Source organism: Flavobacterium gillisiae (assembly GCF_900107635.1).
GTDB lineage: Bacteria > Bacteroidota > Bacteroidia > Flavobacteriales > Flavobacteriaceae > Flavobacterium > Flavobacterium gillisiae.
On sequence record NZ_FNRD01000003.1, the window covers coordinates 315,675 to 342,233 of the forward strand.

At 33.4% G+C, this 26,559-nt stretch carries 21 protein-coding genes and 1 tRNA gene; 17 read left to right on the top strand and 5 right to left on the bottom strand.

Features of this window, described 5'->3' with window-relative positions; genetic code table 11:
* Positions 1 to 40 precede the first annotated feature (40 nt).
* The 17 genes from BLV35_RS06545 to BLV35_RS06625 all read left to right on the top strand — a co-directional run bounded on the left by BLV35_RS06545 (position 41) and on the right by BLV35_RS06625 (position 19,047).
* A complete protein-coding gene (locus tag BLV35_RS06545; RefSeq protein WP_091086627.1) occupies positions 41 to 1,249 on the top strand; it encodes an anhydro-N-acetylmuramic acid kinase in 1,209 nt (402 codons plus the stop codon).
* A gap of 29 nt (positions 1,250 to 1,278) precedes the next feature.
* Positions 1,279 to 2,550: an acyltransferase family protein gene (locus BLV35_RS06550; RefSeq protein ID WP_091086631.1), complete on the top strand. Its 1,272-nt coding sequence runs from the start codon at positions 1,279 to 1,281 to the stop codon at positions 2,548 to 2,550.
* A gap of 188 nt (positions 2,551 to 2,738) precedes the next feature.
* Positions 2,739 to 4,313, top strand: coding sequence for a glycoside hydrolase family 10-like protein (locus tag BLV35_RS06555; protein WP_091086635.1), 1,575 nt, complete (start codon positions 2,739 to 2,741; stop codon positions 4,311 to 4,313).
* Positions 4,300 to 5,574, top strand: a complete 1,275-nt coding sequence (locus tag BLV35_RS06560; RefSeq protein ID WP_176980587.1) for an MFS transporter — start codon at positions 4,300 to 4,302, stop codon at positions 5,572 to 5,574. Before BLV35_RS06555 ends, BLV35_RS06560 begins: the two co-directional genes overlap by 14 nt.
* Positions 5,575 to 5,747: 173 nt before the next feature.
* On the top strand, positions 5,748 to 7,346 hold the full coding sequence (locus tag BLV35_RS06565) for a glycoside hydrolase family 3 protein (protein WP_176980582.1): 1,599 nt from the start codon (positions 5,748 to 5,750) through the stop codon (positions 7,344 to 7,346).
* 215 nt (positions 7,347 to 7,561) lie between these two features.
* Complete coding sequence (gene nhaC / locus BLV35_RS06570) at positions 7,562 to 9,019, top strand: Na+/H+ antiporter NhaC (protein ID WP_091086644.1); 1,458 nt, start codon at positions 7,562 to 7,564, stop codon at positions 9,017 to 9,019.
* 184 nt (positions 9,020 to 9,203) lie between these two features.
* Positions 9,204 to 9,842, top strand: coding sequence for a peroxiredoxin (locus BLV35_RS06575; protein ID WP_091086647.1), 639 nt, complete (start codon positions 9,204 to 9,206; stop codon positions 9,840 to 9,842).
* Positions 9,843 to 9,929: 87 nt separating this feature from the next.
* Positions 9,930 to 10,238: a thioredoxin family protein gene (locus tag BLV35_RS06580; protein WP_091086648.1), complete on the top strand. Its 309-nt coding sequence runs from the start codon at positions 9,930 to 9,932 to the stop codon at positions 10,236 to 10,238.
* A gap of 41 nt (positions 10,239 to 10,279) precedes the next feature.
* Positions 10,280 to 10,537, top strand: coding sequence for a DUF6952 family protein (locus tag BLV35_RS06585; RefSeq protein WP_091086651.1), 258 nt, complete (start codon positions 10,280 to 10,282; stop codon positions 10,535 to 10,537).
* Positions 10,538 to 10,725: 188 nt separating this feature from the next.
* A complete protein-coding gene (gene tpx / locus BLV35_RS06590; RefSeq protein WP_091086654.1) occupies positions 10,726 to 11,223 on the top strand; it encodes a thiol peroxidase in 498 nt (165 codons plus the stop codon).
* Between the two features lie 10 nt (positions 11,224 to 11,233).
* Positions 11,234 to 11,608 (top strand): diacylglycerol kinase family protein, encoded by a 375-nt coding sequence (locus tag BLV35_RS06595; RefSeq protein ID WP_091086658.1) that lies wholly within the window; start codon positions 11,234 to 11,236, stop codon positions 11,606 to 11,608.
* Positions 11,609 to 11,630: 22 nt separating this feature from the next.
* Positions 11,631 to 14,069 (top strand): DNA translocase FtsK, encoded by a 2,439-nt coding sequence (locus BLV35_RS06600; RefSeq protein WP_091086661.1) that lies wholly within the window; start codon positions 11,631 to 11,633, stop codon positions 14,067 to 14,069.
* A 4-nt stretch (positions 14,070 to 14,073) separates the two neighbouring features.
* Positions 14,074 to 14,715, top strand: coding sequence for an outer membrane lipoprotein periplasmic chaperone LolA1 (locus BLV35_RS06605; protein ID WP_091086747.1), 642 nt, complete (start codon positions 14,074 to 14,076; stop codon positions 14,713 to 14,715).
* 8 nt (positions 14,716 to 14,723) lie between these two features.
* Positions 14,724 to 16,163, top strand: coding sequence for an LptF/LptG family permease (locus tag BLV35_RS06610; RefSeq protein WP_091086665.1), 1,440 nt, complete (start codon positions 14,724 to 14,726; stop codon positions 16,161 to 16,163).
* 9 nt (positions 16,164 to 16,172) lie between these two features.
* Entirely contained in the window at positions 16,173 to 17,306 is a 1,134-nt protein-coding gene (gene ribB / locus BLV35_RS06615; protein ID WP_176980583.1) for a 3,4-dihydroxy-2-butanone-4-phosphate synthase, read from the top strand.
* Between the two features lie 166 nt (positions 17,307 to 17,472).
* Positions 17,473 to 17,557 (top strand) — tRNA-Ser (locus tag BLV35_RS06620).
* A gap of 251 nt (positions 17,558 to 17,808) precedes the next feature.
* The gene (locus tag BLV35_RS06625; RefSeq protein WP_091086671.1) at positions 17,809 to 19,047 is read left to right on the top strand and encodes a site-specific integrase; all 1,239 of its coding nucleotides are present in this window, start codon (positions 17,809 to 17,811) and stop codon (positions 19,045 to 19,047) included.
* Between the two features lie 235 nt (positions 19,048 to 19,282).
* Here the strand turns inward: BLV35_RS06625 and BLV35_RS06630 are convergent, their stop codons facing one another.
* The 5 genes from BLV35_RS06630 to BLV35_RS06645 form a co-directional block, all read right to left on the bottom strand.
* Positions 19,283 to 21,061: a DUF6119 family protein gene (locus tag BLV35_RS06630; RefSeq protein WP_091086674.1), complete on the bottom strand. Its 1,779-nt coding sequence runs from the start codon at positions 21,059 to 21,061 to the stop codon at positions 19,283 to 19,285.
* 84 nt (positions 21,062 to 21,145) lie between these two features.
* The gene (locus tag BLV35_RS19260; protein ID WP_176980584.1) at positions 21,146 to 21,286 is read right to left on the bottom strand and encodes a hypothetical protein; all 141 of its coding nucleotides are present in this window, start codon (positions 21,284 to 21,286) and stop codon (positions 21,146 to 21,148) included.
* 63 nt (positions 21,287 to 21,349) lie between these two features.
* Positions 21,350 to 22,138 (bottom strand): hypothetical protein, encoded by a 789-nt coding sequence (locus BLV35_RS06635; protein WP_091086677.1) that lies wholly within the window; start codon positions 22,136 to 22,138, stop codon positions 21,350 to 21,352.
* A gap of 166 nt (positions 22,139 to 22,304) precedes the next feature.
* Entirely contained in the window at positions 22,305 to 22,802 is a 498-nt protein-coding gene (locus tag BLV35_RS06640) for a DUF4468 domain-containing protein (protein ID WP_091086680.1), read from the bottom strand.
* Between the two features lie 279 nt (positions 22,803 to 23,081).
* Positions 23,082 to 25,259, bottom strand: a complete 2,178-nt coding sequence (locus tag BLV35_RS06645) for an ATP-binding protein (RefSeq protein ID WP_091086684.1) — start codon at positions 25,257 to 25,259, stop codon at positions 23,082 to 23,084.
* Between the last annotated feature and the right edge of the window lie 1,300 nt (positions 25,260 to 26,559).

Genomic DNA, 26,559 nt, shown 5'->3' on the forward strand with positions numbered 1-26,559 from the left:
AGGCCCGTTATTATATTAGTAAAGTTTAAAAGTTGTACTCATGAACAAAAATATTGAATCCCTTTATAATATTGCTAGAAAACCCGTTCGGAAAATTATTGGATTAATGTCTGGCACATCATTGGACGGACTTGACATAGCTTTATGTGAAATTTCAGGTTCGGGAGAAAATACAAGTGTCATAGTAACAAATTTTGAGACCTCAGAATATTCTAATGAGATTAAAAAAGAAATCCGTACAGTTTTTGCTGAAAGAAATATTGATTTTCAACATTTGGTATTACTTAATGAATGGATTGGCTTGCTACATGCAAAAATAATAAATAAAGTCCTTCTAAAATGGAACTTGAAGCCCTCTGAAATTGACATAATAGCATCACATGGGCAAACAGTAATGCACATTCCTAAAATCTTACATAGAATAGATAAATTTCCAAATGCGACTTTACAAATTGGTGATGGAGATCATATAGCAGTAAAAACGGGAATTATTACAATATCTGATTTTAGACAAAAACATTTGGCAGTAGGTGGTGAAGGAGCTCCGCTGGCAGCGTATGGAGATTATTTTCTTTTTGGAAAAAAAGATAAAAATAGAATTATGTTAAATTTAGGAGGAATTGCTAACTTTACTTATTTACCATCAACTATGAATTCTGAAGAAGTTTTTGTAACCGATACAGGAACAGGAAATACTTTAATTGATGCTTTTACACGTTTACATTTTCCACAAATGGCTTACGACAAAGACGCTAAAATAGCAAAAAAAGGACAAGTAAATCAACCTCTGCTATCTCAGCTAAAATCAGATTCTTTCTTTAAAACTTCATTTCCCAAAACTACTAGCCCTGAATTATTCAATATCGGATATGTTCAAAAATCTATCCTAGAAAGCAATACTAACGCAATCAGTGTCCCAAACTTATTAGCAACATTAACCCGTTTTAGTGCTGAAACAATTGCTGAAGCTATAGAGCATGCTGTCAAAACTGCGGGTTTAAACATCAACCAATTTACTATTTACGTCTCAGGAGGCGGAATGCACAATCCACTATTAATCAAATATTTAAACGAACTGCTTTCTTGTGAATTTAAGAGAACCGATGAATTGGGAATTTCAGGTGACGCGAAAGAAGCGGTATTATTTGCAATTTTGGCGAATGAAACTTTATCAGGTGGTGAAGCTAAATTCGGAAAAAGAAAAGGTATCCCTTCCATTTTAATGGGCAAAATTTCATTTCCAAACTAAAACCCCTATTCATTCAAAAATAAAAAATAATGAAAAATGACAGAATAATTTCAGTCGATATTTTAAGGGGAATGACGATTCTATTGATGATTATCGTCAATAATCCTGGGAATTGGGGCGCAGTATATACTCCACTATTACATGCAAAATGGAACGGCTGCACTCCTACAGATTTGGTTTTCCCAACCTTTATTTTTGTCTTAGGAATTGCTATTCCCTTGGCAATGCCAAAAAAAAATTGGAATCAAGAAACATTCATTAAGATCATAACACGAACACTTCGAATCATTAGTTTAGGTTTATTTTTAAATTTCTTTAGCAGAATCTCCATTTTTAGTGATAATCAAATCTCGTTACTTTTCGTTCGCCTAAGCATAACAATTCTTGTAGGATATGCTTTATTAGGTAATTTCAATCCAAAAATCAAACTTTTCTTAGCCGTTTGTATTTTTACGATTTTACTTTTCTTAGCCTATAGCGGAATTGAAAGTTTTAAGGACGTGAGATTACCTGGTGTCTTACAACGCATTGGTATCGTTTATCTCATAGCTAGTGTAATCTATCTAAAAACAGAATTAGACACACAAATAGTGATTACAATTGCTTTATTAATTGGTTACTGGGCAATACTTACCATCGTTCCTGTCCCCGGAATTGGAACCGCAAATTATAATGAAGGAACGAACCTTTCCGCTTGGTTAGACTATTATCTTTTGCAAGATCATATGTATGCTGCTACCAAAACTTGGGATCCTGAAGGTATACTAAGTACGCTTCCTGCCGTTGCAACTGCATTAATAGGACTAATCATAGGGAAATTGCTACTTACTAATGATTCCAAAATTGAAATTATTAAAAAAATGGCTATTATCGCTTGTGTTTTGACCGTTACTGGATTACTATGGTCGTTTCTTTTCCCGTTGAACAAATCACTTTGGACAAGCTCTTATGCTTTATATAGTGCCGGAATAGGTTTATTTATACTAACCTTTATACATTACATTATTGAAATAATCGGTGTTAAAAAAGGATTCTTCTTTTTCTTAATCTGGGGAGTGAATCCTATGATTGTCTTTTTTCTATCAGGAATCCTGCCCCGTGCTTTAGGGATGATTACTTTTCAGAATCCTGAAAATGCCGATGCTAAAATATCAATTTTAAACTATGCTTATCAATTTTGGATTAACCCTAATTTTGACAACGAGAAATCAGCTTCCTTGACTTATGCGCTACTTTATGCTTGCCTATGGTCGTTACTACTATGGTTTTTCTATAAGAAAAAATTATTTTTTAAAGTTTAAGAAAACGATACTTACATAATGATTTAATTTACATTGGTTTAATCTAAAATAGGGCTACTGAGCCGTTTTAATAAAAATAGCTTTGGCAAAGTAATTGAAGTAGTCAAAAAAGTAAAAATTTAATACTTAAATTTCTCATAAACTTCACTAAAAAAACTATTTTTGAACTCTATAAAAACATCCCGATAATGAACCCTAGCAAATACCTATATTTATTTATTTCCTTTATTTTGTTGTCTTTTTCTGAAGGAAGTGCACAAGAAAAAGCGAACTATCCTAAAAACGAATTTAGAGCAGTTTGGATTGCCACAGTGGTAAATATCGACTGGCCAAAAAGCGGTTCGGATCCTATTGAGAAACAAAAAGCTGATTATCTTGAAATTTTAGATACCTATAAAAAATTAAATTACAATGCTGTAATTGTACAAATTAGAAGCGTCGGTGATGCTTTTTTCCCTTCGAAACTAGCCCCTTGGTCTAAATATTTAACTGGAAAAGAAGGCCTAGCACCCAACCCTTATTATGACCCATTAGAATGGATGATTACGGAAGCTCATAACCGTGGTTTTGAATTTCACGCTTGGTTGAACCCTTATCGTGCCACTATGGATTTAAGAACTGATATTCTAAGTCCTACCCACGACTATTTTAAACATCCAGAATGGATGATTAAATATGGCGGAAAGTACTATTACAATCCTGCCTTGCCTGAAGTCCAAACTCATTTAATTGCGGTAGTGGACGAGGTGGTTAGGAACTATGACATCGATGCCATCCACTTTGACGATTATTTCTATCCTTATAAAATAGCGGGAGAAAATTTTAATGACACTGCTTCATTCAAAAAGTATGGTGGGGGAATGAGTTTAGCCGACTGGAGGCGTTTGAACGTGAATAATTTTGTGAAATACTGTTCCTTTTCTATCAAAACAATAAAGCCTTGGGTTCAATTTGGGATTAGCCCGTTTGGTGTTTGGCGCAATAAATCGGTAGATCCAAGAGGTTCCGACACGAATTCTGGACAAACAAATTATGATGACTTGTTTGCAGATCCGGTTGCCTGGATGGAAAACTGTTGGATTGACTACCTACTTCCGCAATTGTACTGGAGTATCGACCATAAAACAGCTTCTTATGCAAAATTGATCAAATGGTGGGCTGAGAACTCAACAAATACCGCAATTTACATGGGGAATGGAAGTTATAAAATCAACACCGATTCAGATAAAAAATGGAATATTCCAAGTGAAATTCCTGATCAGATTGATTTGACTAGAACCTATAAAAATATTGGAGGAAATGCTTTTTTCAGTGCTAAATCATTTGTGAATAGAAACAAAGCGGTAACCGATTTGCTTTTGCAAAATCAATACAAGTATCCAGCACTTCCCTATGTTGTTCCTAATTCAAGAAGAACAGACATTGAGATGCCAGCAGTTACTAATATTACAACTAACCATTTGATTTCGACTGTAACACTTAATTACCCCTTGCTGAGCAAAATACGCTATGTACTGGTTTATGGTGCCAAAGACAGTTCTAAACTGGATGTTAATAATCCAAGTCAAATTATTGATAAAATAGCTTTTAAGGAAAAAAAGGATAGTATCAGTATCAAAATCCAGAAGAGTCTTTTAGAAAAAAATAATATTTGCGCCATCTCTTTTATTGATTATTATGGGAATGAAAGTCAGGCAGTTCTTTTAAATAAAACAACAGAAACCAAAACGATTCAAAGTTCTTTAAATGATGAAAACAGATAATAGACCCTGGTATTGGATACCTTTTTTGAACTTTGCCTCGGGCTTGCCTTACGCTATCATTATCTCGGTTTCGGTTATTATGTACAAAAACCTGGGAATTGACAATGAAGACATCGGAATATATACGAGTCTATTGTACCTCCCTTGGGTAATAAAACCATTATGGAGTCCATTTATCGATATGTACGCGACCAAAAGAAAGTGGTTTTTAGCCATGCAATTAGTAATTTCTATTGCCTTTTTACTTGTGGGATTAACGATTCCTATGAATAATTTCTTTGTAATAAGTCTTGCCATTTTTTGGGTCGCGGCTTTTGCATCTGCGTCGAATGATGTTGCAAGTGATGGTTTTTATATGTTGGCTTTAGAGAAAGAACAACAATCTTTTTTTCTTGGAATACGCAGTACCTTCTATCGTCTTTCCATGCTTACCGGAAATGGATTGATTGTAATAATTGGTGGTTATCTAGAACAAGAATATGGCGATAAACAAAAAGCGTGGTCTTACACTATGGTTATCGTTGGTTTGATTATGGCTGCATTAACTATTTACAATTATTTTTCTACGCCAAGAACTGAAGTAGCGACAACTAAAGACGAGAAATCATTGGAACCAAAAGTCAGTTTTGGAGCCGTTTTCGCTAGTTTTTTTCAAAAGAAACAAATTGGATTTGTGCTGGCATTTATACTATTATTCCGCTTGGGCGAATCCCAATTACTTAAAATGCTAACTCCTTTTCTAATTGACGACCAAGGTGTTGGCGGAATGGGACTGACGACACAAGATGTAGGGATTATCTATGGAACGTTCGGAGTGATTGCGTTGACTGTTGGTGGAATCATTGGCGGAATTGTAATCTCAAAAGATGGTCTTGGTAAATGGATGCTACCTATGATTCTGGCAATGCACTTGCCTATAATTGGATTTGTTTTATTAGCACATTTTCATCCCTCCTCTGTTTATTATATTTATGCTACTGTTATTGCAGAGCAATTTGGTTACGGTTTTGGTTTTGCTGCCTTTATGATGTATTTGATTTATGTGGCGGACGGCGAATCGAAAACCTCGCATTACTCGATTGCTACTGGATTTATGGCATTGGGAATGATGCTTCCCGGTATGGCAAGCGGATTTATCCAAGAATATTTAGGCTACGGAAACTTCTTTATCTGGGTATTTCTAGCCACTATTCCCGGATTGATTCTGTCAAGATTCTTGATTTTTCCGAGGGATTTTGGAAAGAAATCGGAGGGGAAATAGCACGACTATTTTCGATAGCCACTAATTCACTAATTTTTTTTTGAATTTGAGAGTTCGCAGTTAATATCGAAGCATATAAATGATTTAAAATCTGCAAAATTGATTAACAATCTTTACTATTTTTAATCTATGGATTTGTGGCAAATAATCAGTAGAAAATAATTTTTATCAAAATGACATTAGAACAAAAAATAGGGCAATTCTTTTTTCCAGCCGTTTTTATTAACGATACCGAAGAAAACATTCAAGCAACTGAAGAATTAATTAAGAAGCACAACATCGGTGGTCTTACTTTTTTCCATAGTAGAGCCAGTGCTGCCACTAATTATGAAACTAAGAAAAAAATTGTTTTTAATGACGACAGTTACCAGCGACTTACTGCTTTAATTGTGCGGTATCAAAAGTGCGCTACTACTCCATTATTGATGAGCATTGATGCGGAATGGGGATTAGCCATGCGCGTCGAAAAAACACCACAATATCCTTATGCCATAACATTAGGCGCTTTGCCAATTAGTGAATCTCATTTGGCTTATGAAGTAGGAAAACAAATAGGCCTAGATTTAAAATCAGCGGGGCTTCATTATAATTTGGCACCACTAGCTGATATCAATAACAACCCGAATAATCCAGTGATTGGATACCGTTCCTTTGGCGAAAACAAAGAAAAGGTAGCCCATTTTGCTTTGGAATACTTACGCGGAATGAACGACGTAGGTATTTTAGGCTGCCTAAAGCATTTTCCAGGACATGGCAATACGAACGTAGATTCTCATTTAGGATTACCCGTTTTAGAGGAAACGTTGGAGCAATTACTTGAAAATGAATTATATCCTTTTATAAAGGGAATCGAAAGTGATGTCGACTCAATTATGATAGGACATCTCGCTGTTCCTGCGTTGAATGAAGGAGCAAATACTTCGGCTACTTTATCCAAATCAGTGATTGAGACCCTTTTGCGAAAGCAATTGAATTATGATGGACTAGTGATTTCGGATGCATTGAACATGCATAGTGTTTCCAAGCTGTACGAAAGAAAAGGCCAACTGGAATGGGAAGCCTTTAATGCTGGAAATGACGTTTTGTGCTTTGCCGAAAATGTACCAGAAGGCATTCAAGAAATACTTAAAAATGCAACTCCAGAACGCATTGAAGAAAGTTACAATCGCTTGATGAAATGCAAGAAAAAAGCAGGGTTATTCGAAGAACAAAAACAAACAACTACAGAATTAGATTTTGCAACAGCTTCTCTTTTGAATCGTAAAATAGCCCAACGCTGTCTTACTAAGCTTAAAGACAATAAAAACACAGCAGTTGCTACTGATGCAGTGAAAAGAGGCACATTAGCAAAACTGAGTATCTATAAAAACACTGAGAATACTTTTTTCAAAACCCTTGCTCCTTCCCTATCTGCAAAAGAATATTCTGTAGAAATGGATACTACGAATAGTCTATCAGCAATTGAAAAAAGTCTAAAGGATTATGACACTATAATTATTGCTCTTTTTGTTCCAAAGGCAAAACCAATGAATAATTTTGACATTGAAGAGGCTGTTTTACAATTACTCAAAAAATTATTTTTATCAAAAAAATGTATTTTATATGTATTTGGTAACCCTTATGCTTTACAAATTTTGCCGGACTTACAATCCGTTAGTGGTCTTGTTCAGGTATATCAAGATTTCGAGGAGTTTCAGGAAGCGGCCGCGAATCAATTACTTGAGAACCTACCCTCTCAAGGAACTCTACCCGTGCACATTAACAACTTGTAAATAGACTTAAAAGTGTAAGCCTCGTTTTTAAAAGGAGAACTGTATTTAAGTCCTTTTCCCTACAATGGAAATCAAATTCTAATAAAAAAACAGAAATATATCCGTTTTTCGCAAAGATATTTCATTTAAACAAATAGCTGAACGGAAGTTTTCACAAAATCTGTTTAGGCTGATAGGAACTTTTTTATCTATATTGCAAACTCAAACGATATAGAATGGATACAAAAATTCACAGAAATAAAGAATTATCAATTTGGGAAGCTTTAATTCCAGTTGCGGCACTTGTCGCAATGCTCGGTTTTAACGTATATGTATATGGCGATGAAGCTTTGAGCGGCAGTAATCAATTTGTTTTATTGTTAGGCGCTGCTGTTGCTGCGATTGTAGGCTTTTTTAACAAAGTTACTTATCACAAAATGATGGAGGAAGTAGCTGAAAACATAAAATCTACTGTTGGTGCCATTCTAATATTGCTAATGGTTGGTGCTCTGGCTGGTACCTGGTTAATAAGCGGAATCATTCCGTCAATGATCTATTACGGCTTACAAATTCTGAGTCCAGCTATCTTTTTACCGGCTACCGTAATTATATGTTCCATAATTTCTATTGCGACAGGAAGTTCGTGGACTACGAGTGCTACCGTTGGTATCGCTCTAATCGGTGTTGGTGGTGCCTTGGGATTTGATTTAGGTATGGTTGCTGGAGCAGTAATTTCTGGCGCTTATTTTGGAGATAAATTATCACCGATGTCAGACACAACTAACCTTGCTCCTGCAATGGCTGGAACTGATTTGTTTACCCACATTAGATACATGACATTAACCACCATTCCAACGTATGTTATTACACTAATCTTATTTATTATCTTGGGATTATCTGTTGACATAAAAGGAGATGTAAATATTGCCGCCTTGCTAACAGATATTGAAGCTTCTTTTACTATTTCACCTTGGTTGTTTGTGGTACCCGTGATCGTAATTGGCTTAATCATCAAAAAAACAGAGCCTTTAATTGCGTTATTAATCGGAACATTATTAGCGGGAATCTTCGCTATAGTATTTCAACCCCATATTATAAATCAAATTGCAGGTGTCGAGCATATGACTTTCCAATCTGCTTACAAAGGAGTTATGGATGCCATAACTGGAAAAATACAAATACCTACCGATAATAAAACGCTGGCTGATCTCTTTACTTCAGGAGGGATGCAAAAAATGCTAGGCACCGTTTGGTTGATTCTTTGTGCTATGGTTTTTGGAGGAATTATGGATGCTATAGGTGCTTTGGCAAGAATAAGTCATACATTATTAAAATTAGCACATACCACTTTCGGACTATTCGCTTCTACTGTTGGAAGTTGTTTAGCGTTAAACATTACTGCTTCTGATCAGTATTTAGCTATTGTAGTTCCCGGTAAAATGTTTGCAAAAGCATATAAAGAAAAAGGTCTTGCTCCAGAAAATTTAAGTAGAACACTTGAAGATGCCGGAACAGTCACTTCTGTATTAATCCCTTGGAATACCTGCGGAGCTTATCAATCCGGTACGCTAGGTGTTTCCACTTTAGATTACTTGCCGTATGCCTTCTTTAATATATTGAGTCCGTTTATGACTTTGATATTTGCTGCATTCAATATCAAAATCAGACAATTGGTAACTGATGCAAAAAATTAATTAAGAAAACGACTAATCACATACATTCCTAATGCCATGACTATCTTACAGTTGTGGCATTGCTTTTTAATACAATAATCTAAAACTATAGCTCTATCAAAATATATAATTAAAACTGATTGTTTGAACATGACCTTATTACCTACTTTTGCCGAAACAAAAATTAATAATAAAACATATAATTATGTCATTAGTAGGTAAAAAATTCCCAAGTATTGCAGTTGACGCTATCTCAGAAATGGGAGACAACTTGAAAATAAACATTTTTGAAGAAGCTACAAAAAACAACAAAAAAGTAATTTTATTTTGGTACCCAAAAGATTTTACATTTGTATGCCCAACTGAACTTCACGCTTTTCAAGCAGCTTTACCGGAATTTGAAAAAAGAAATACAATAGTAATTGGTGCTTCTTGCGATACAAATGAAGTTCATTTTGCTTGGTTAAACACTGCAAAAAACAATGGTGGAATTGAAGGTGTTACTTACCCAATTCTTGCAGATACTAACAGAAACTTATCTAACATATTAGGTATCCTTGATATCGACTCAACTGAATACAGTGAAGAAACTGACTCAGTAATGATTGAAGGATCAAACGTAACTTTTAGAGCGACTTACTTAATTGATGAAACAGGGAAAATCTTCCACGAAAGTGTAAACGATATGCCTCTTGGTCGTAACGTAAACGAATATTTACGTATGGTTGATGCTTATACTCATATCCAAGAAAAAGGAGAAGTTTGTCCTGCAAACTGGGAAGCTGGAAAAGAAGCAATGAGCGCTGACAGAAAAAGTACTGCTGAATACTTAAGCTTAAACTAAATCAATAACAATGTCAATTGCAATAACAATTTTCGATTAAAAATATTGAATATTACTATTGCAATTGCATTTTGAAATTTAAACGATATGTTAATAGATTTAAACGAAGATACATTACAGAATTTAATATCAAAAAACGAGAAAGTAGTCGTTCAATTTTCGGCATCTTGGTGCGGGAATTGTCGAATAATGAAACCAAAATTCAAAAAATTGGCTTCAGAAAACGATGCAATTACTTTTGTACTTGTTGATGCTGAAAACTCTCCTGAATCAAGAAAATTGGCCAACGTAAGTAACCTTCCTACTTTTGCGACTTTCGTAAACGGGGTATTGGTAAACGAAACACAAACTAACAAACAAGAAGTGCTAATTGAATTAGTGAATGAAATAGTATAATTTATTTAACTGTTTTCATTTCTAAAATATAAATAAAAAACATGAAATTACCCGTAATAAAGCATTTGACGCAGTTTATAGAAGAAAATGATCAAGACTATATCATTGAAACTATCGACGTTCTGGAAGCAATGACAGAAATCCCATCTTTAAAAGATGAAGAATTAGATGTCATCGGTGAATTAATTTCTAACATGTATGGCGCAATAGAAGTTCATAAAATGGTAAAAAATGGAACTGATAAAAAAGAGGCCTTAAACACTTTTATGAAACGAGTTTTAGGTTCTATCGATAAATAAAAGTCTGGCAACGGGCTCAATCATACGAAAAACGCACTCAGAAATGGATGCGTTTTTTTCTTTTACGGCCTATTTATCAAAAAGACACTCGATTACACACGTTTGTTCAATGTTCTAAAATCTTAAATCTTAAAACCTAATTCTTAAATAATTTTCATACTTTTGAACCACAACGAAAAACAAAAAACATGGCATCAATTACATTAGGAGGAAATCCAATACATACTTCAGGAGAATTACCAAAAGTGGGAACGCAACTAGCTGATTTTAAATTAATACAAAACGATCTATCTGTAGCTTCACTAAGTGATTTCGCAGGAAAAAGATTGGTACTAAATATATTCCCAAGTATCGACACTGGAACTTGTGCTACTTCAGTAAGAAAGTTTAATGAAAGTGCTGGTAAATTAGAAAATACAGCAGTATTATGTGTTTCTAGAGATTTACCATTTGCTCAAAAACGTTTTTGTGGCGCTGAAGGACTTGAAAATGTAGTTAACTTATCTGACTTTAATTCAGGAGATTTTGGTAAAACAAACGGTCTTGAAATCCTTGACGGTCCATTGGCTGGCTTGCACTCAAGAGCGCTTATTGTGGTTGACACAAACGGTACAATTATCCATACAGAGCAAGTTCCAGAAATTGCTAGTGAACCAAATTACGAGGCTGCTTTAGCCGTACTATAACATTACTTTAATGGAATTTCAAAAAGACAATAGCTTCGTTACAGGAAGGCTGAAAAGTGTCGGTTATGCCGTAAAAGGCGCTATCAAGTTAATCACGACGGAACACAGTATAATGGTCCAATTTTCATTGGGAATTTTAATTACCATTGCTGGATTTTATTTTCACATTACTGCAACGGAATGGCTTTTCCAAACTTTGGCAATCGGCTTTGTGATGAGTATTGAAGGCCTAAATACGGCTGTGGAAAAAATCGCTGATTTTATTCATCCCAATTATCATGAAAGAATTGGTTTCATAAAAGACATTGCCGCAGGAGCTGTATTTTTTGCAGCTTTAACAGCAATAATTATCGGTTTAATCATATACGTGCCACTAATTTTTTAGGCATTAGTACATACAATCAAGGATGGCGAAAACAACAAAAAAAGAACCTTTAGACAAGAAAAACAATTCAAAAGCTAAAGAAAGTACACCGTGGGTATTAACGAAACAGCACAAGATCGTGCTGGGCAGTCTTTTAATCTTATTTTCTGTTGCTTTACTGGTTGCTTTTATCTCCTTTTACATTCACGGACAAGAAGATCAAAGTGCCGTTTCTGAACTTACAGATCGATCGGAAACGGTTCAAAATTGGCTTGGTAAATTCGGGGCTTTTTTGGCAGATTTGATTGTTTACAAAGGTTTTGGACTTGCCTCTTTTCTATTTGTTCGCTTATTTTTCTTGACTGGAATCTTTTTCATTCTTGGCATTTCATCTAAGAAGCTGAAAGGAATCTGGTTCTGGGACTTATTTGCTATTATTATTTTGTCGGTATTATTTGGTTTTTTTGCTACTTCAGTACCTGAATTAGGAGGAACTGTTGGTTATGAGTTGAATTTATTCCTACAAGATTATATTGGAAAAACAGGAACACTTTTAACTTTGATTTTCGGTCTGATTCTTTATGTTATTTTTAAACTTAAACTCTCTCCGGAAAGAATCCAATCTTTTTTCGAAAACACAAAAAAAGAAATCAAGTCGGATTTAGGCTCGAATACATCTCCTGATAAGGGTAGCTCTTATAATTTAGAAGAGTTCGCCATAGCGGAAGAAAAAGAATTAGATAGTCCTCCACCGCTTCCAAAACCTTCGCAGTTTGAAGTTAACAAAGAAGCTTTAAAACCAACGATAAGTCATTCTTCAGAAATCAATCTCGATCCCGTTGTTAAACCAAAGGCTGTTGAAGAAGTATTGATGGATAAAAATGCCGTTGATGATTCATTTGTTATTGAAACAGCACCTGAAGAAGATCTTATTGAAGAGAATTTAGCTTCAAGGCTAGTTTCTGATTTTGGTTTATTCGATCCTACTTTGGATTTATCCAACTATAAATACCCTACAATTGATCTTTTAAAAGAATATTCAACTGGTGGAATCACGATTAATCAGGAAGAATTAGAAGAAAACAAAAACAGAATTGTAGATACGCTGCGCAATTACAAAATAGAAATTGCACAAATTAAAGCGACTGTTGGTCCATCTGTAACCTTATATGAAATAGTTCCTGAAGCGGGAATTCGTATTTCAAAAATTAAAAACCTGGAAGATGATATCGCTTTATCACTTTCGGCATTAGGAATTCGTATCATTGCTCCTATTCCTGGGAAAGGAACAATAGGAATCGAAGTTCCTAACAAAAATCCAACCATGGTTTCCATGAAAAGTGTAATTGGTTCTGCTAAGTTCCAGGAAGCTGAAATGGAGCTACCCATTGCATTGGGTAAAACAATTTCTAACGAAACCTTCGTGGTCGATTTAGCAAAAATGCCTCACCTATTGATGGCAGGTGCTACCGGACAAGGAAAATCTGTGGGTTTAAACGCTGTTCTTACCTCATTGCTTTACAAGAAACACCCTGCGGAAGTTAAATTTGTATTGGTCGATCCTAAAAAAGTAGAACTTACTCTTTTTAATAAAATTGAAAGACATTATTTAGCGAAGCTTCCAGATAGCGAGGATGCCATCCTTACTGACAATGCTAAAGTAGTCAATACTTTGAACTCTCTTTGCGTGGAAATGGATAACCGTTATTCGTTATTGAAAGATGCGATGGTACGAAACATTAAAGAATACAACGATAAATTTAAGGCTAGAAAACTAAATCCTGAAAATGGACATCGATTTTTACCCTACATTATATTAGTAGTGGATGAGTTTGCCGATTTGATAATGACCGCCGGAAAAGAAGTCGAAGTTCCCATTGCCCGTTTAGCACAATTAGCCAGAGCGATAGGAATTCATTTGATTATAGCAACACAAAGACCTTCGGTAAATGTAATTACAGGTTTAATCAAAGCCAACTTCCCTGCTAGAATTGCCTTTAGAGTAACATCAAAAATCGATTCAAGAACTATTTTGGACACTTCTGGAGCTGATCAATTAATTGGACGTGGAGATATGCTTTATACGAATGGTAATGATATTGTGCGTATACAATGTGCTTTTATAGACACGCCCGAAGTAGAAAAAATAACCGATTTCATTGGTTCCCAAAAAGCATACGCAACAGCTTATTTACTTCCAGAGTTCGTGGGAGAAGATAGTGGCATCAATCTTGATGTAGATATCTCCGAGAGAGATACTTTGTTTAGAGAAGCTGCCGAAATTATTGTTAATGCACAACAAGGCTCAGCATCATTGTTACAAAGAAAACTAAAACTAGGCTACAACAGAGCTGGCCGACTAATCGACCAATTAGAAGCTGCTGGAATCGTAGGACCGTTTGAAGGAAGTAAAGCACGTGGTGTAAACATCTTAGACATGAGTTCTCTTGATCAATTTTTTAACAATGAACAAAATAATTAATACTATGAAAAAAATTATTCTAATTACATTTATCCTACTTTTTAGCTTTTCGACACAAGCACAAGACAAAAAAGCAAAAGCGCTTTTAGATCAAGTGACTGCAAAAGTTAGAAGTTATGACAACATTGTAATTGATTTTAAATATTCTTTGAACAATTCAAAAGAAAATATCAATCAGGACAGTAAAGGAAATGTAACGATGAAAAACAATCAATACGTTTTGAATTTCATGGGTATTACTAAAATATTCGACGGTAAAAAAACCTATACTATTGTTCCGGAAGATGAAGAAATTACGATTTCGAGCTTTAACGAAAAAGATGACAGTGCCATTACACCTTCAAAAATGTTAACATTTTTCAATAGTGGTTACAAATACTCTATGGATATCCTACAAGATGTAAGAGGACGCAAAATACAATACATCAAATTAATCCCTACTAATCCTAGAGATCAGCGAAAAGAAATACTATTGGGTATTGATGTTCAAACAAAACACATCTATAATTTGATAGAAATGGGTAAAAAAGGAACAAAAACTACTTTAACCGTTAATTCTTTTAAAACCAATCAACCTTTGTCAAAAAATCAATTTACCTTTGCCGAAAGTAAATATCCAAATTACTACATCAATAAATTAGATTAATACTCTAGGTGAAAATTCTCGACAAATACTTATTAAAAACATTCCTGATTACATTTACTACGGTATTTGTAATCTTGTTTTTTATATTCATACTGCAGACTGTTTGGCTCTTTATAGCTGAACTAGCTGGTAAAGATCTGGATATAGCTTTAATCATTAAGTTTTTGATGTTCTCGATGCCTCGAATAATTCCGCTGGTATTACCCCTTTCCATATTGCTTGCTTCGATAATGACCTTTGGAAATCTAGCGGAGAACTATGAGTTTGCAGCTATGAAATCAGCGGGCATATCATTGCAAAGAGCTATGAGAAGCCTCACCGCATTTATTCTTTTATTAAGTATTGTTGCTTTCTTTTTTGCCAACAATGTAATTCCGTACGCAGAATATAAATTTATCAATTTCAGAAAAAACATCGCGCAAGTAAAACCAGCCATGGCCATAGCCGAAGGACAGTTTAGCGATGTGGGAGATTACAATATCAAAGTCAATAAAAAGTCTGGCGATAACGGGAATATTTTGACTGGTATTACTATCCATAAGAAATCCAGTATAGGTGACGGAAGTAAAACCGTAATCAAAGCAAAAGACGGAAAATTAGTCAGCAGCGAGAAATCTAGTATCTTACAATTAGTACTTAATAACGGTAACTATTATGAGGATCTCGTTCCTAAAAAATATGAAGACAGAGCAAAATTGCCTTTCGCGAAAAGCGCCTTCAAAAAATATACTCTCAACATCGATTTATCGCAATTGAATAAAGTGGACGTCGATGAAAATAATATCGCCAACACCAATACAATGCTAACGATTAATGAGTTAAGCTATACATTGGATTCCTTGCATAAAAATTTGAAAACCGAAATCGTATCGTATTCGGAAAACATCAATTTAAGAACTGGAATAACCAACAACAACATTCTCCCTAAAACAGTCGTCGAGAAAAGAAAACAACTTCCCGCCGATATTTTATCAGTGTATACTGATAAACAAAAATTGGAGATATTAAAAATGGCAAACAGCAACACGGTCAGTACAGGATACTCCATTGATGCTACTAGGGTTAACTTAGAAAACAAACAGAAAAACATTAACAACCATCAACTTGCATTTTACGATAAATTTGTAATCGCATATGCCTGTTTTATGATGTTTTTTATAGGAGCTCCTTTGGGCGCCATTATTAGAAAAGGTGGTCTTGGATTGCCTATTATATTTGCTGTTTTAATTTTTATTTCCTTTCACTTTATAAACACTTTCGGAAAAAAAATAGCACAAGAAAATGGCCTATCTCCTTTTATGGGAGCCTGGATGTCATCCTTTATTCTGACCCCATTAGCTATACTATTAACCTATCGCGCAACAAATGATATAGGATTAATAAACATGGACGTTATTTTAAGTCCATTCCAAAAACTATTTCAAAAATTATTTCCATCTAAAAAATAAATACCTATCATGGTTAAAAATAAAATACAACTTAACACAATAGAAGAAGCAATCGAAGACATCCGTCAAGGGAAAATAATCATAGTTGTTGACGATGAAGATCGTGAAAACGAAGGTGATTTTTTGGCTGCAGCCGAAAAAGTAACACCGGAAATGATTAATTTCATGGCTACTCACGGCCGTGGGTTGATTTGTGCTCCATTAACTGAAAGCCGTTGTAAAGAATTAGGATTACACGTGATGGTTACTAACAATACTGACCCGATGGAAACTGCTTTTACGGTTTCTGTAGATTTGAGAGGTGGTGGTGTAACCACAGGAATATCTGCTGCAGATAGAGCTAAAACTGTTTTATCTTTCGCTAATTCTGATACCAAACCACATGATTTAGCCAGACCGGGACATATATTTCCTTTGATAGCTAAACAAGGAGGCGTCCTTAGAAGAACAGGTCATACTGAAGCTGCTATTGATTTCGCAAGATTGGCCGGTTTTAAGTCGGCGGGAGTTATTGTAGAGATTATGAACGAAGATGGCTCTATGGCACGCTTGCCTGAATTGGCAAAAGTGGCTAAAAAGTTCGATTTAAAATTAGTTTCTATCGAAGCTCTAGTAGCCTACAGAATGCAACACGACAGTCTGATTGTTAAAAAAGATGATTTTGATATAGAAACTCGTTTTGGTACTTTTCGTTTGAGAGCGTACGAGCAAACGACCAATAAACAAATTCATATCGCACTTACGAAGGGAACTTGGAATCTAGGCGAGCCTGTTTTAACAAGAATCAATTCATCTCAAGTAAATAACGATTTATTAGGTACTTTAACTAATAATGCAGACCAGCAGCTTGATGATATGTTTAAAATCATAAACGAGCAAGGTAAAGGAGCTGTTATCTTTGTCAATCAAGATATGCAGTCCGTAAATTTACTGAACCGTATCTCCGAATTGAAAGCATTACAATCAGAAGGAAAAATGAAAGCTCCTAAAATCATTATTGATAGTAAAGATTATGGGATTGGTGCTCAAATATTACACGACATTGATATTTCTAAAATTAGATTAGTCTCAAATACAGAGCAAGGAAAACGAGTTGGAATGATTGGATACGGCTTAGAAATCACGGAATATGTAAAATACTAAAATATTTTGATTTTATTTCTAAAAATATTTTCAAGCTAATATAAAGGAAATGAAACGATTAAAAAATAGTTTAAAAAACAGTTGAAATTTTTCTTCAAATTGTTTTTGTTAATCGAAAAAGGTGCTTATATTTGCACTCGCAATCAGGTAATGGTTGTCGCTCACTGGAGAAATGGCAGAGCGGTCGAATGCGGCAGTCTTGAAAACTGTTGACTGTAACAGGTCCGGGGGTTCGAATCCCTCTTTCTCCGCTGGTTAATTCAAATAACCTCCCAAAACCCTTTAAATCGTATGATTTAGAGGGTTTTTTCTTTTATACCCCTTCCAAATTATTCATAGTTTATCATATTAAAAGGGGTACTATTCGGGGCACTTGCAAAATTCAAAAAAATTGTGCCCCTACCTATGGTAATCCCAATAATAGCAAGGAGTTCATTAAATGGACATCTTGTTTTGTGTTGATAGTAATTTTAAATTTCTATTAACTTAAAGGTCACCAGCTATGAATGAAAACATCTCAATCCTCTTTTACTTAAAAAGAGCCAAAGTCAACGCACAAGGGTTAGTTCCTATTTTTCAAAGAATAACTATCAATGGCAAACGCATTGATAATAGTACAGGAAAGTTTATTGATCCCTCCAAATGGCATACCGAAATGTCTAAAATGAGGGGTGCCTCAGAAGAAGCTCGTTCAATAAATGGACATCTTGAACATTTGAAATCCAAAATATACGATGCTGAGAAAAACTTAATCAAAACCGACATTCCTATAAATTCTGAAACATTAAAAAACAAATTACTAGGTATCAAAGAACGCCGCAGAACCCTCATCCCTATCTTCCAAGACCACAACAACAAAATCAAAGAATTGGTGGGTAAAGAATATGCACCAGGAACATTGGAACGTTACAATACTTCTTTAAAGCACACCAAAGATTTTCTGGAATGGAAATACAAAATATCCGATATCGAGATTGATAAAATAAACCATGCTTTTATAACCGATTATGAATTCTACTTGCGTAGTGTTCGAAACTGCGCCAACAACACCGCGGTTAAATACATAAAGAACTTCAGCAAAATCATCAAAATATGTTTGGCCAATAATTGGATTGACAGAAACCCTTTCAGTAACTACAAAGCCAAAGTCAGAGAAGTGGAACGCGTATATTTATCAGAGAAAGAGATTCAGAATATCATCAACAAAGATTTCAAAACAGATAGATTATCATTAGTACGCGATATCTTTCTTTTTAGCTGCTTTACCGGCTTGGCATACATTGATGTCAAAAACTTAACAAAGTCCCACATAAGCCTTGGTATTGACGGAGAGAAATGGATATTTACACACCGCCAGAAAACAGAAACGGCTTCGAAGATTCCAATTCTTCCAATTACCCAAATGATTATTGATAAATACGAAGATCATCCAGAATGCTGCAATCAAAACAAACTGCTACCCATTTTGAGTAACCAGAAGATGAATGCCTATTTAAAGGAAATTGCCGGCGTTTGTGAAATTGAAAAAGAACTTACTTTTCACATTGCCCGACATACTTTTGCAACCACTGTAACACTCACAAACGGGGTTCCTATTGAAAGCGTGAGCAAAATGCTAGGACACAAAAACTTACGAACCACACAACATTATGCAAAAGTTTTAGATAAAAAAGTGAGTGAGGACATGATGATTTTGAGAGATAAATTTAAAGAAGGTTTAATGGTTCAATCGATGATTTAGTTTTTATTTTTAGAATTAAGAAAAATCTGTTTATATTTTCATCTAATAATTTATAAATTAAAGTTTGAGACATTTAAAACAGAGGGAATTATTGTAGGAGGGCCTGATACAGATAACCTAATTTATATACAAGTAAAGAGATCCTACATTCATAACCCTACAAACTATCTGTTTTTACATATAAAACGAGTTTACTTTAGATATATTATGAATTGAAAGAGTCTTACAATGACATTCATTCTCGATTTATCTGAAAAGTCAACATGTCATAATAATTTGCTCTCATTTCACTTGAACATTGAATTAGTGAAAATCGTGCAATATTCGATTCAAATTTATCAATATGACTTTCAACTTTTAAATCAACTTTTAGTTGAGAAGTAAATGCCAATACAAAAGTTATTTTTCTATTAAACAAGTTTTTAAATTCTTCTAATGATAAGCCGTCAATATTATGTTGCTTTTTAACGAGACTATTATAAAGTTTATCTAATATGTTTTTTTCTTTTGTACCTAATGCATCTTTTAAACGCCTTGCGGCAATAGTTACTTGATTTGTGAGTTCTCGCATGTTAGAACTAAAGCCATATTTTACATGAATTAAATAGATATTTGAATCGTCATAATTTAAAATATCACATAATTCCACACCATCAGTAATAATTGTATCAATTACAATGTAGTTTGGAATATTATTGTACTGCAAATTATATTGCTTTTCAGTATTTATTAATTGCTTATTCCAACTTAATTTGAGAATATGCTTTGGCGCGGGATAAGTTTTTAAGATATGTACCGTATTTATTTTCAAATCATTTATAAACGAATCACGCAAAATATACCATTTTGTGTCTATGAGAAATACTGGTTTTCCTTGTACAGGAAATTCTGTTGAAATGTGAAATAAAAAGCCTGAAGTAACTGTACTCTTTTTATTATTGTTTTGGTAACAAGAAATTCTAACACCTTGAAGAAAAATTTTAAAATTAAATAGATCATTATCTCCATATTTCTCAACAGCTCTTGACAAAACAGCATCATAAATTTCAGTTTTATCGTTTACTTTTTTAAACATAACATACCCCCCACCTTCTGTTTTTTCTTTTAATTTATATTCATCAGCTTCATAAAATTTTTCAATATTGTTGGGATTGGCAAAGTCGTATTCAAATTTATTATGAGGACTTAAATTTCGATTTCCTACATTTCCAATATCATTATACATTCTTTTAATTAATTCCGGCTTGCAAAAATTATCTATAAATACATTATCGGTGATTTCCTGATATGAGCTTAAATAATCGGATGGAACTAATTCAGAAATATAACCCAGTTCAATAATGATCTTGTGTAGGCTTTCAAAATCAACACCTTTTTTTATTTTGAAAGCTTTTCCAACAAATACTTGGATTCTATCATTAGGTTTACTTTTTAAAAAATTGAAATGTAAATCTGTTATTTCTTGACTTAATTTCAAGTGTATTTCTTGAGGAACTTTTCCGAATTTTATAAAATCTATTATTCGGTAATTTCCACGGAATTGTTGATTTTGACCTGCAACTGCCCCTGTAATACCTCTAGATTTTATTGATGCTAATTCGTCTAATTCAGGTTTCATAATCCTGGCATAAACATTAAGCCCAAACGAATGATCAATAAAAGGAAGAATCATTTGATATGCATTACCTCCAATAACGCAAAAAATATCATATTCCGTTACTATGAATAATATTAGTGAAAGTTTTTGTTGGCTAAAGTTTTCATCATCTCTTAAATTGTGTGGTAAAAATTCATGCCAATCAGAAACAAATTCTTTTGAATTAAATAAGTAGAGATAATATGTGAAATTTTCTTTTGTTATGCTTTTTAAATTCTCGGCTTTGAAGTCTGACTTGATTCCAAGAACCTTTATTGACGTAGTAATTACTTTCACAATTATAGATTCAGCGTCTTTTAAATCCTTTAAGATACGCTGCTTTTGATCAATTCTATAAATCTTTGGATTTTGTGTCATGAGCTGTCTTTTCTTATCTGATTGTTTATGTGATTAACGATAGAGTGATTTCGTATAGAAAGCGCTAAAAGATCTTTTTAGAACTCAATTTAAAGTAAACATAGTTGATTTGTCGTGCAAAAAAGGCGCATTATAAAATATTTGAACTCTACCACTATAAGAATCAATTCCCATAAGTAAACTACCGCCGGTTCCGTTCAACATGGACTTTATTACTTCGTCCATTAGCTCTCGCTCGGGTGTTGGATTTTCAAGCCCAACCTTAGCTGTTAGCCGATCGCCCTATATTTAATTAAATTCCGCTTTTATAAATGTTAAACCGTTTTTTTTCATCATTCTGTACTTGTCGTTCAATTCAGTCCAAGGAAGAATTTCGTAGATATAAAGCCAATATCTGTCAAAATCATCAATTTTAAGATATTTTGCTTGGTCTTTATATTCCTTTAAATATGCTTTCTTTTCGTGTTTTTTGTCATAAAGGAATGAAACCATCATAAATATACAATCTGTTGATAAAATTGAATCATCTTTAAGCGTTGTTAAGTCAATTTTAAAATCATATTTTAATGACCAATAAACGGCATAGGAACAAGCTTCATGTATTTTTTTCTTAACACCGTAAGCATAAATATCTTTTGCAATTTCTTTGATAATTGATTTGTCAATATTATGGGTTTCAAAAACTTTAACTTCAAGTAGATTTATTAAATATGGATATAATAAAACTAGATGATGAATTTGCTTTATGTAATAATTTTTTGCGTTTTTATCTAAATGCTTATTAGATATGATTTTTATTGCATAATTAATGATTGAACCATCTGATTCTTCATCTAACATTAATTCAATTGCAAAATCTAAAAAACCTTTTAATTCTTTTACTCTAATTGCTTCTTTTCCATTTACTATGTATGTGTTAGTAAAATTAAAATGATTCAATTTCGTAACCCAATTCTTGACACTTGCTTGTGGCAATGGAATTGTTTTGGATTTTTTATTGTTTAACGCTAATTCATATTTTTTTAATTCTTCGGATAAACACAAAAAAAATCTGTCAGATTCTTCGTGAGAATCCACATTCTGGTTCTATCCGTTTTTCTACTGTGTTGTCTGACGCTTTGCCGCTTTGAAATGGCGCATGCTTCGTAACCTTTCGGTTAACGTGTTAAAATAAAGTTGATACGAAACGGCAATTCCACTAAATCATACACCAGCTCAAAGGCTGTTAACTGTAGTGCATTTTTTACCAATCACTTTTCTTATTTGTATTTTGTAAAATATATATTTTTAATTCATCTATTGAAGTTTTTATGTCTTTTTCAGTTGACTTAAAAATCGATTTTTTGAAACCTAAACTTTTGCTTTCAAAATCCATATTTCCTGAACCAGAGCTATAATAACTGAAATTAGAATAAGTATATCGCATTTTTCCATCTTTAAAATCTAAAACTAAAGTATGAGAAATAAAACCTTCCTTCATAAACAATGTTGATCTGAAATTACCTTTCGCAATTATTTTTAAACTTTCTTTATCTGCTAGTTGAATAACGTCTTTTGCTGATTTATAATTTAGCACAATCCATTCCTTAGCTTTAGTGAAAATTACATCAGCTTTTAAACCGTCAAGTGCAATTATTTCACTCGCTTCATATTTTTGAGAAATACTGTCTTTTACAATACTTTGTCCAAATGTGTTTATTGAAAAAAGAGTAAATAAACATACTGCAAATAATTTTTTCATTATATTTTTTTTATAGATTCCAATTTTGACGCGCAGGCATTATAGTTAACGAGTAAACATCATCAAATATATACAACTTTACAGGAATTATTAAACTTAGTAATCTCCAATAATAAACAAAAAAAACAGAAAGCTACTCCCCTATTTTCTGAGACCTTACCGACCTTATACTATTATGAATAACCAATCCCCTTAAGTAAACTACCTCCAATTCCGCTCAACATTGCTTCATTGTTCGTTTTTCAAGTCCAACGAAACCTTATCTGTTAGCAGCAGTTCTTAATTTAGATTACACGTTTTCTCATATAAATCTTTCAAGTGATTTACTGACATATCGATCAATGGTTCAAACATAAATGCGTTTATATGAATATTCTCTGGGGTCATCAAATTAACTTTATCAAGAATTGAAACAGCTGGACTAGTGGAAAATTTAATTTTATATGCTTGATATAATACATTTGTCTGATTGTTTGTAATCAAGTTCAAATCGACTTCTGGTAGTTTGCAGATAAGATAAATTTCAGCTTTCAGCCTAATAGCTATTGCAAGCGTTATTTTATTTTCTATGTTAATTTCATTTAAATTAGGATCATTACTTATTGCATCAGCCGTTTCAAATATGAATTCAAATAGATTTTTATTTCCAAAGTCTATTGTCTTTCCGTCAAGCTTTATTAGTCTAGATTGAAATATATCAAAAGTATTCTGAACGGTTAAACTTTCAGAACCTCTCTTTTTATGCATTGAGCTAGTCAATAATTTGTAATCTTCACATTCGATAGATTCGGTATACTCAATTATATTTCTGACAAACGCAATTAGACTAATAAAGAATCTAGGCTTTTTGTAGTTAGAGACTAAATGCGCAAAAAGGTCATTCCGATACTGTCCCAGATGAAGCTTTATTTCTTTTTCATCGCTTTTAGTAGCCATGTAAACAACTTTATGTGGTAGGGCAATTCTAGAAGCAATTGTGCGATAGAAGTCAAAATTATGAGTAAGAATAACTATTCGAAAATCGTTTGACAAATGTAAGTCACGGATATATTCAATAATAGCAAATTTATTTTTATAGTCAAACGAATCCGCAACATCATCAAAAATTATCAGGTGTTTGTCCGTACTATTTTTTCTTGATTCAATTTCGAATAGAAATTGGAGAATAAAATATGCTCTTTGCTCTCCTTTGCTAAGAATTTTTAAAAGATTTTCGCTGTTTTGACGTACAGGATTTTCGTTTTTATCGATGTAGTCAAATTCTAAATTAGCAGTGTCTTCCTTTAAAAGAATATCTTCTTGATTTACCAGAATGACCTCAAAAGGAACATAAAATCTAGAATTGAAAGTCTGAATAATTTTTTTCCAAAGATCAATTTCCTTTTTGGCTTCAATTATAATTTTCTCAATTTCAATTTTTTGTACTTCATAGTGTCTCGCTAAAACTTCAGTATCAGATTTTATTTCTGATAAATAATTTACCCAAATCTTCTTTTGAAAACCATTATAGTCGCTTAATTCTACTAAAATTGAATTGTCTTTTTCTATGACTTTTTTAAATGTTCTGAGTTCTATATTTGAACCAATTGCTTTATCAAATTTTTCGAAAGCTTGAATAAGCTTTTGATCACTTAGGATTTTGCTCATTTCTTCTTGGACAAGTTGTTTTAAGGTAGCGGCATCTATAATTTCAGTTCCGTCCTCTAAAACAAATTTATGTCCTGCTTCAAAAAAAGCATTGTCTTCGGTTGATTTTAAAATTTCATTTGCTTGTGCTGTACCAAAAGGGTTATTTGATTGCTTAAAAAAATTTGATTTAGATAATAGATCTTTGTAGTCAGAAACGTATTGATCAAGAAGTTTTTGATTTTTATCTAAAAATTTTTTGACATTATCTTTCTTATCAAAAATATCATTGTATCGAAAGTTATATTTTTCAAATGACACTTTTAGACTTTTTGATGTGTCTAACAAAACTTCAAAAAATGTATTTTTCGATTGATCTGCAAAGCTTTCAATAAGTTCCGTTTCACAATCTGTACTTTGAGAAACAGCTTTTAGTTTTTTAATAAATTCTATTCTACGCTCTTCAAGTTCAAAATATATTTTTTCGTACTTTTTTTTCAAATCAATACTTGCTAAAAAATTACTAATTCGATGAGAGGCATCGAAACCATTGTCTTCAGCATTAATGACCAAAATACTTTCAGGTTTAATTGCGATACCATCAGAATAAATTTCATATTTCGGTATTTTTTTGACGTGAACTTTATCACAAGGCATATTACTAGGTACATTTTTTGAAACCAAATCAAACGTTTTCGCAAATGAAGTTTTCATTGTCCCGTTTGGCGCATAAATCATAAATGTATTTGAGTTTTGTGCATTGAAGTCAAATTCGTGATTTAACTTACCTATGCCAAAGCAATTTTCCCAATCAATTTTAATTATTTCCATATCTTGATATTTAACCTAATTCGTGATAGAATTACTACCACCTAATATATAACATCAACAACTTATACTTTTTTAAAGTTTCAAGCCCTATTTACCTCCGCTCGTAAATAAAAGCTTTTCAAATCATTCTTACAATACCCACTTTTAGTGATATTGATACATCTTTATGAAGTAAAAGTATTCCATTATAATTTTAATCTTTTACGGCTTTCCTCACTTTAAAAAAAAAGTGCATAAAAAAAGACACTTCACAGCATCTTTCTATTTCCATTTCTTTCTCCTCCAACTATCATTACAAAAATAATTCTTCCTAAACTCATAAAGGGGTACCCCTTATGAAAACTCCAAGTAAGTATATCACAACTAGCCCTATTATTTCATTCCATACCTCAAATGTAAAATGAGTAAGTATGGTTCCTTTTACGAGCAACTCAGAAACTTCGTTTTCGACAACTCTTTCTCCCGAATTGACAACAAATACTCCCAAATTGATAACTCTTTCTCCCGGAATGACAACTCCCCTCCCGAATTGACAAGTCTTTATCCCGAAATAACAACACATGCTCCCGAATCGACAACAAATACTCCCGAATTGACAACTCCTCTCCCAAATCGACAACAAATACTCCCGAATCGACAACTGCTCTCCCGATATGACAACAAATACTCCGAATCGACAACAAACACTCCCAAATCGACAACAAATACTCCCGAATCGACAACTGCTCTCCCGATATGACAACAAATACTCCGAAATGATAACTCTTTCTCCCGGAATGACAACTCCCCTCCCGAATTGACAAGTCTTTATCCCGAAATAACAACACATGCTCCCGAATCGACAACAAATACTCCCGAATTGACAACAAATACTCCCGAATTAACAACTCTTTCTCCCGAATTAACAACAAATGCTCCATAATTGACAACTCCTCTCCCGAACTGACAATAAATTCTCCCGAATTGACAACACATACTCCCAAATTGACAACAAATGATCCCGAAATGACAAGTCCGCTCCCGAATCGACAACAAATACTCCCGAATTGACAAATGATCCCGAATTGACAACAAATGCTCCCGAATTGACAACTCCCCTCCCGAATTGACAACTATATCTCTAAGTAGTACCAAACTGACATCTAGCAGTATTTTCTATTTCAATTCATCTCCTTAAAATTCATATAATCCTAAAATTATACTCCTAAAACTAATTTAAGACCATAATCGAACTTAATTTCCCCTATTCAATTCCCGAATTGAACACTATACTTTTAGCTTCAAATAATTTATTTTGATA

Excerpts from the sequence above, each read along its gene's own strand:
- BLV35_RS06545 (WP_091086627.1), top strand. The coding sequence starts at position 41 with ATGAACAAAAATATTGAATCCCTTTATAATATTGCTAGAAAACCCGTT.
- BLV35_RS06580 (WP_091086648.1), top strand. The coding sequence starts at position 9,930 with ATGTTAATAGATTTAAACGAAGATACATTACAGAATTTAATATCAAAA.
- BLV35_RS06640 (WP_091086680.1), bottom strand. The coding sequence starts at position 22,802 with ATGAAAAAATTATTTGCAGTATGTTTATTTACTCTTTTTTCAATAAAC.
- BLV35_RS06605 (WP_091086747.1), top strand. The coding sequence starts at position 14,074 with ATGAAAAAAATTATTCTAATTACATTTATCCTACTTTTTAGCTTTTCG.
- BLV35_RS06550 (WP_091086631.1), top strand. The coding sequence starts at position 1,279 with ATGAAAAATGACAGAATAATTTCAGTCGATATTTTAAGGGGAATGACG.
- nhaC (WP_091086644.1), top strand. The coding sequence starts at position 7,562 with ATGGATACAAAAATTCACAGAAATAAAGAATTATCAATTTGGGAAGCT.
- ribB (WP_176980583.1), top strand. The coding sequence starts at position 16,173 with ATGGTTAAAAATAAAATACAACTTAACACAATAGAAGAAGCAATCGAA.
- BLV35_RS06555 (WP_091086635.1), top strand. The coding sequence starts at position 2,739 with ATGAACCCTAGCAAATACCTATATTTATTTATTTCCTTTATTTTGTTG.
- BLV35_RS06630 (WP_091086674.1), bottom strand. The coding sequence starts at position 21,061 with ATGACACAAAATCCAAAGATTTATAGAATTGATCAAAAGCAGCGTATC.
- BLV35_RS06625 (WP_091086671.1), top strand. The coding sequence starts at position 17,809 with ATGAATGAAAACATCTCAATCCTCTTTTACTTAAAAAGAGCCAAAGTC.
- BLV35_RS06645 (WP_091086684.1), bottom strand. The coding sequence starts at position 25,259 with ATGGAAATAATTAAAATTGATTGGGAAAATTGCTTTGGCATAGGTAAG.
- BLV35_RS19260 (WP_176980584.1), bottom strand. The coding sequence starts at position 21,286 with ATGGACGAAGTAATAAAGTCCATGTTGAACGGAACCGGCGGTAGTTTA.
- BLV35_RS06565 (WP_176980582.1), top strand. The coding sequence starts at position 5,748 with ATGACATTAGAACAAAAAATAGGGCAATTCTTTTTTCCAGCCGTTTTT.
- BLV35_RS06600 (WP_091086661.1), top strand. The coding sequence starts at position 11,631 with ATGGCGAAAACAACAAAAAAAGAACCTTTAGACAAGAAAAACAATTCA.
- BLV35_RS06575 (WP_091086647.1), top strand. The coding sequence starts at position 9,204 with ATGTCATTAGTAGGTAAAAAATTCCCAAGTATTGCAGTTGACGCTATC.
- tpx (WP_091086654.1), top strand. The coding sequence starts at position 10,726 with ATGGCATCAATTACATTAGGAGGAAATCCAATACATACTTCAGGAGAA.
- BLV35_RS06595 (WP_091086658.1), top strand. The coding sequence starts at position 11,234 with ATGGAATTTCAAAAAGACAATAGCTTCGTTACAGGAAGGCTGAAAAGT.
- BLV35_RS06585 (WP_091086651.1), top strand. The coding sequence starts at position 10,280 with ATGAAATTACCCGTAATAAAGCATTTGACGCAGTTTATAGAAGAAAAT.
- BLV35_RS06560 (WP_176980587.1), top strand. The coding sequence starts at position 4,300 with ATGAAAACAGATAATAGACCCTGGTATTGGATACCTTTTTTGAACTTT.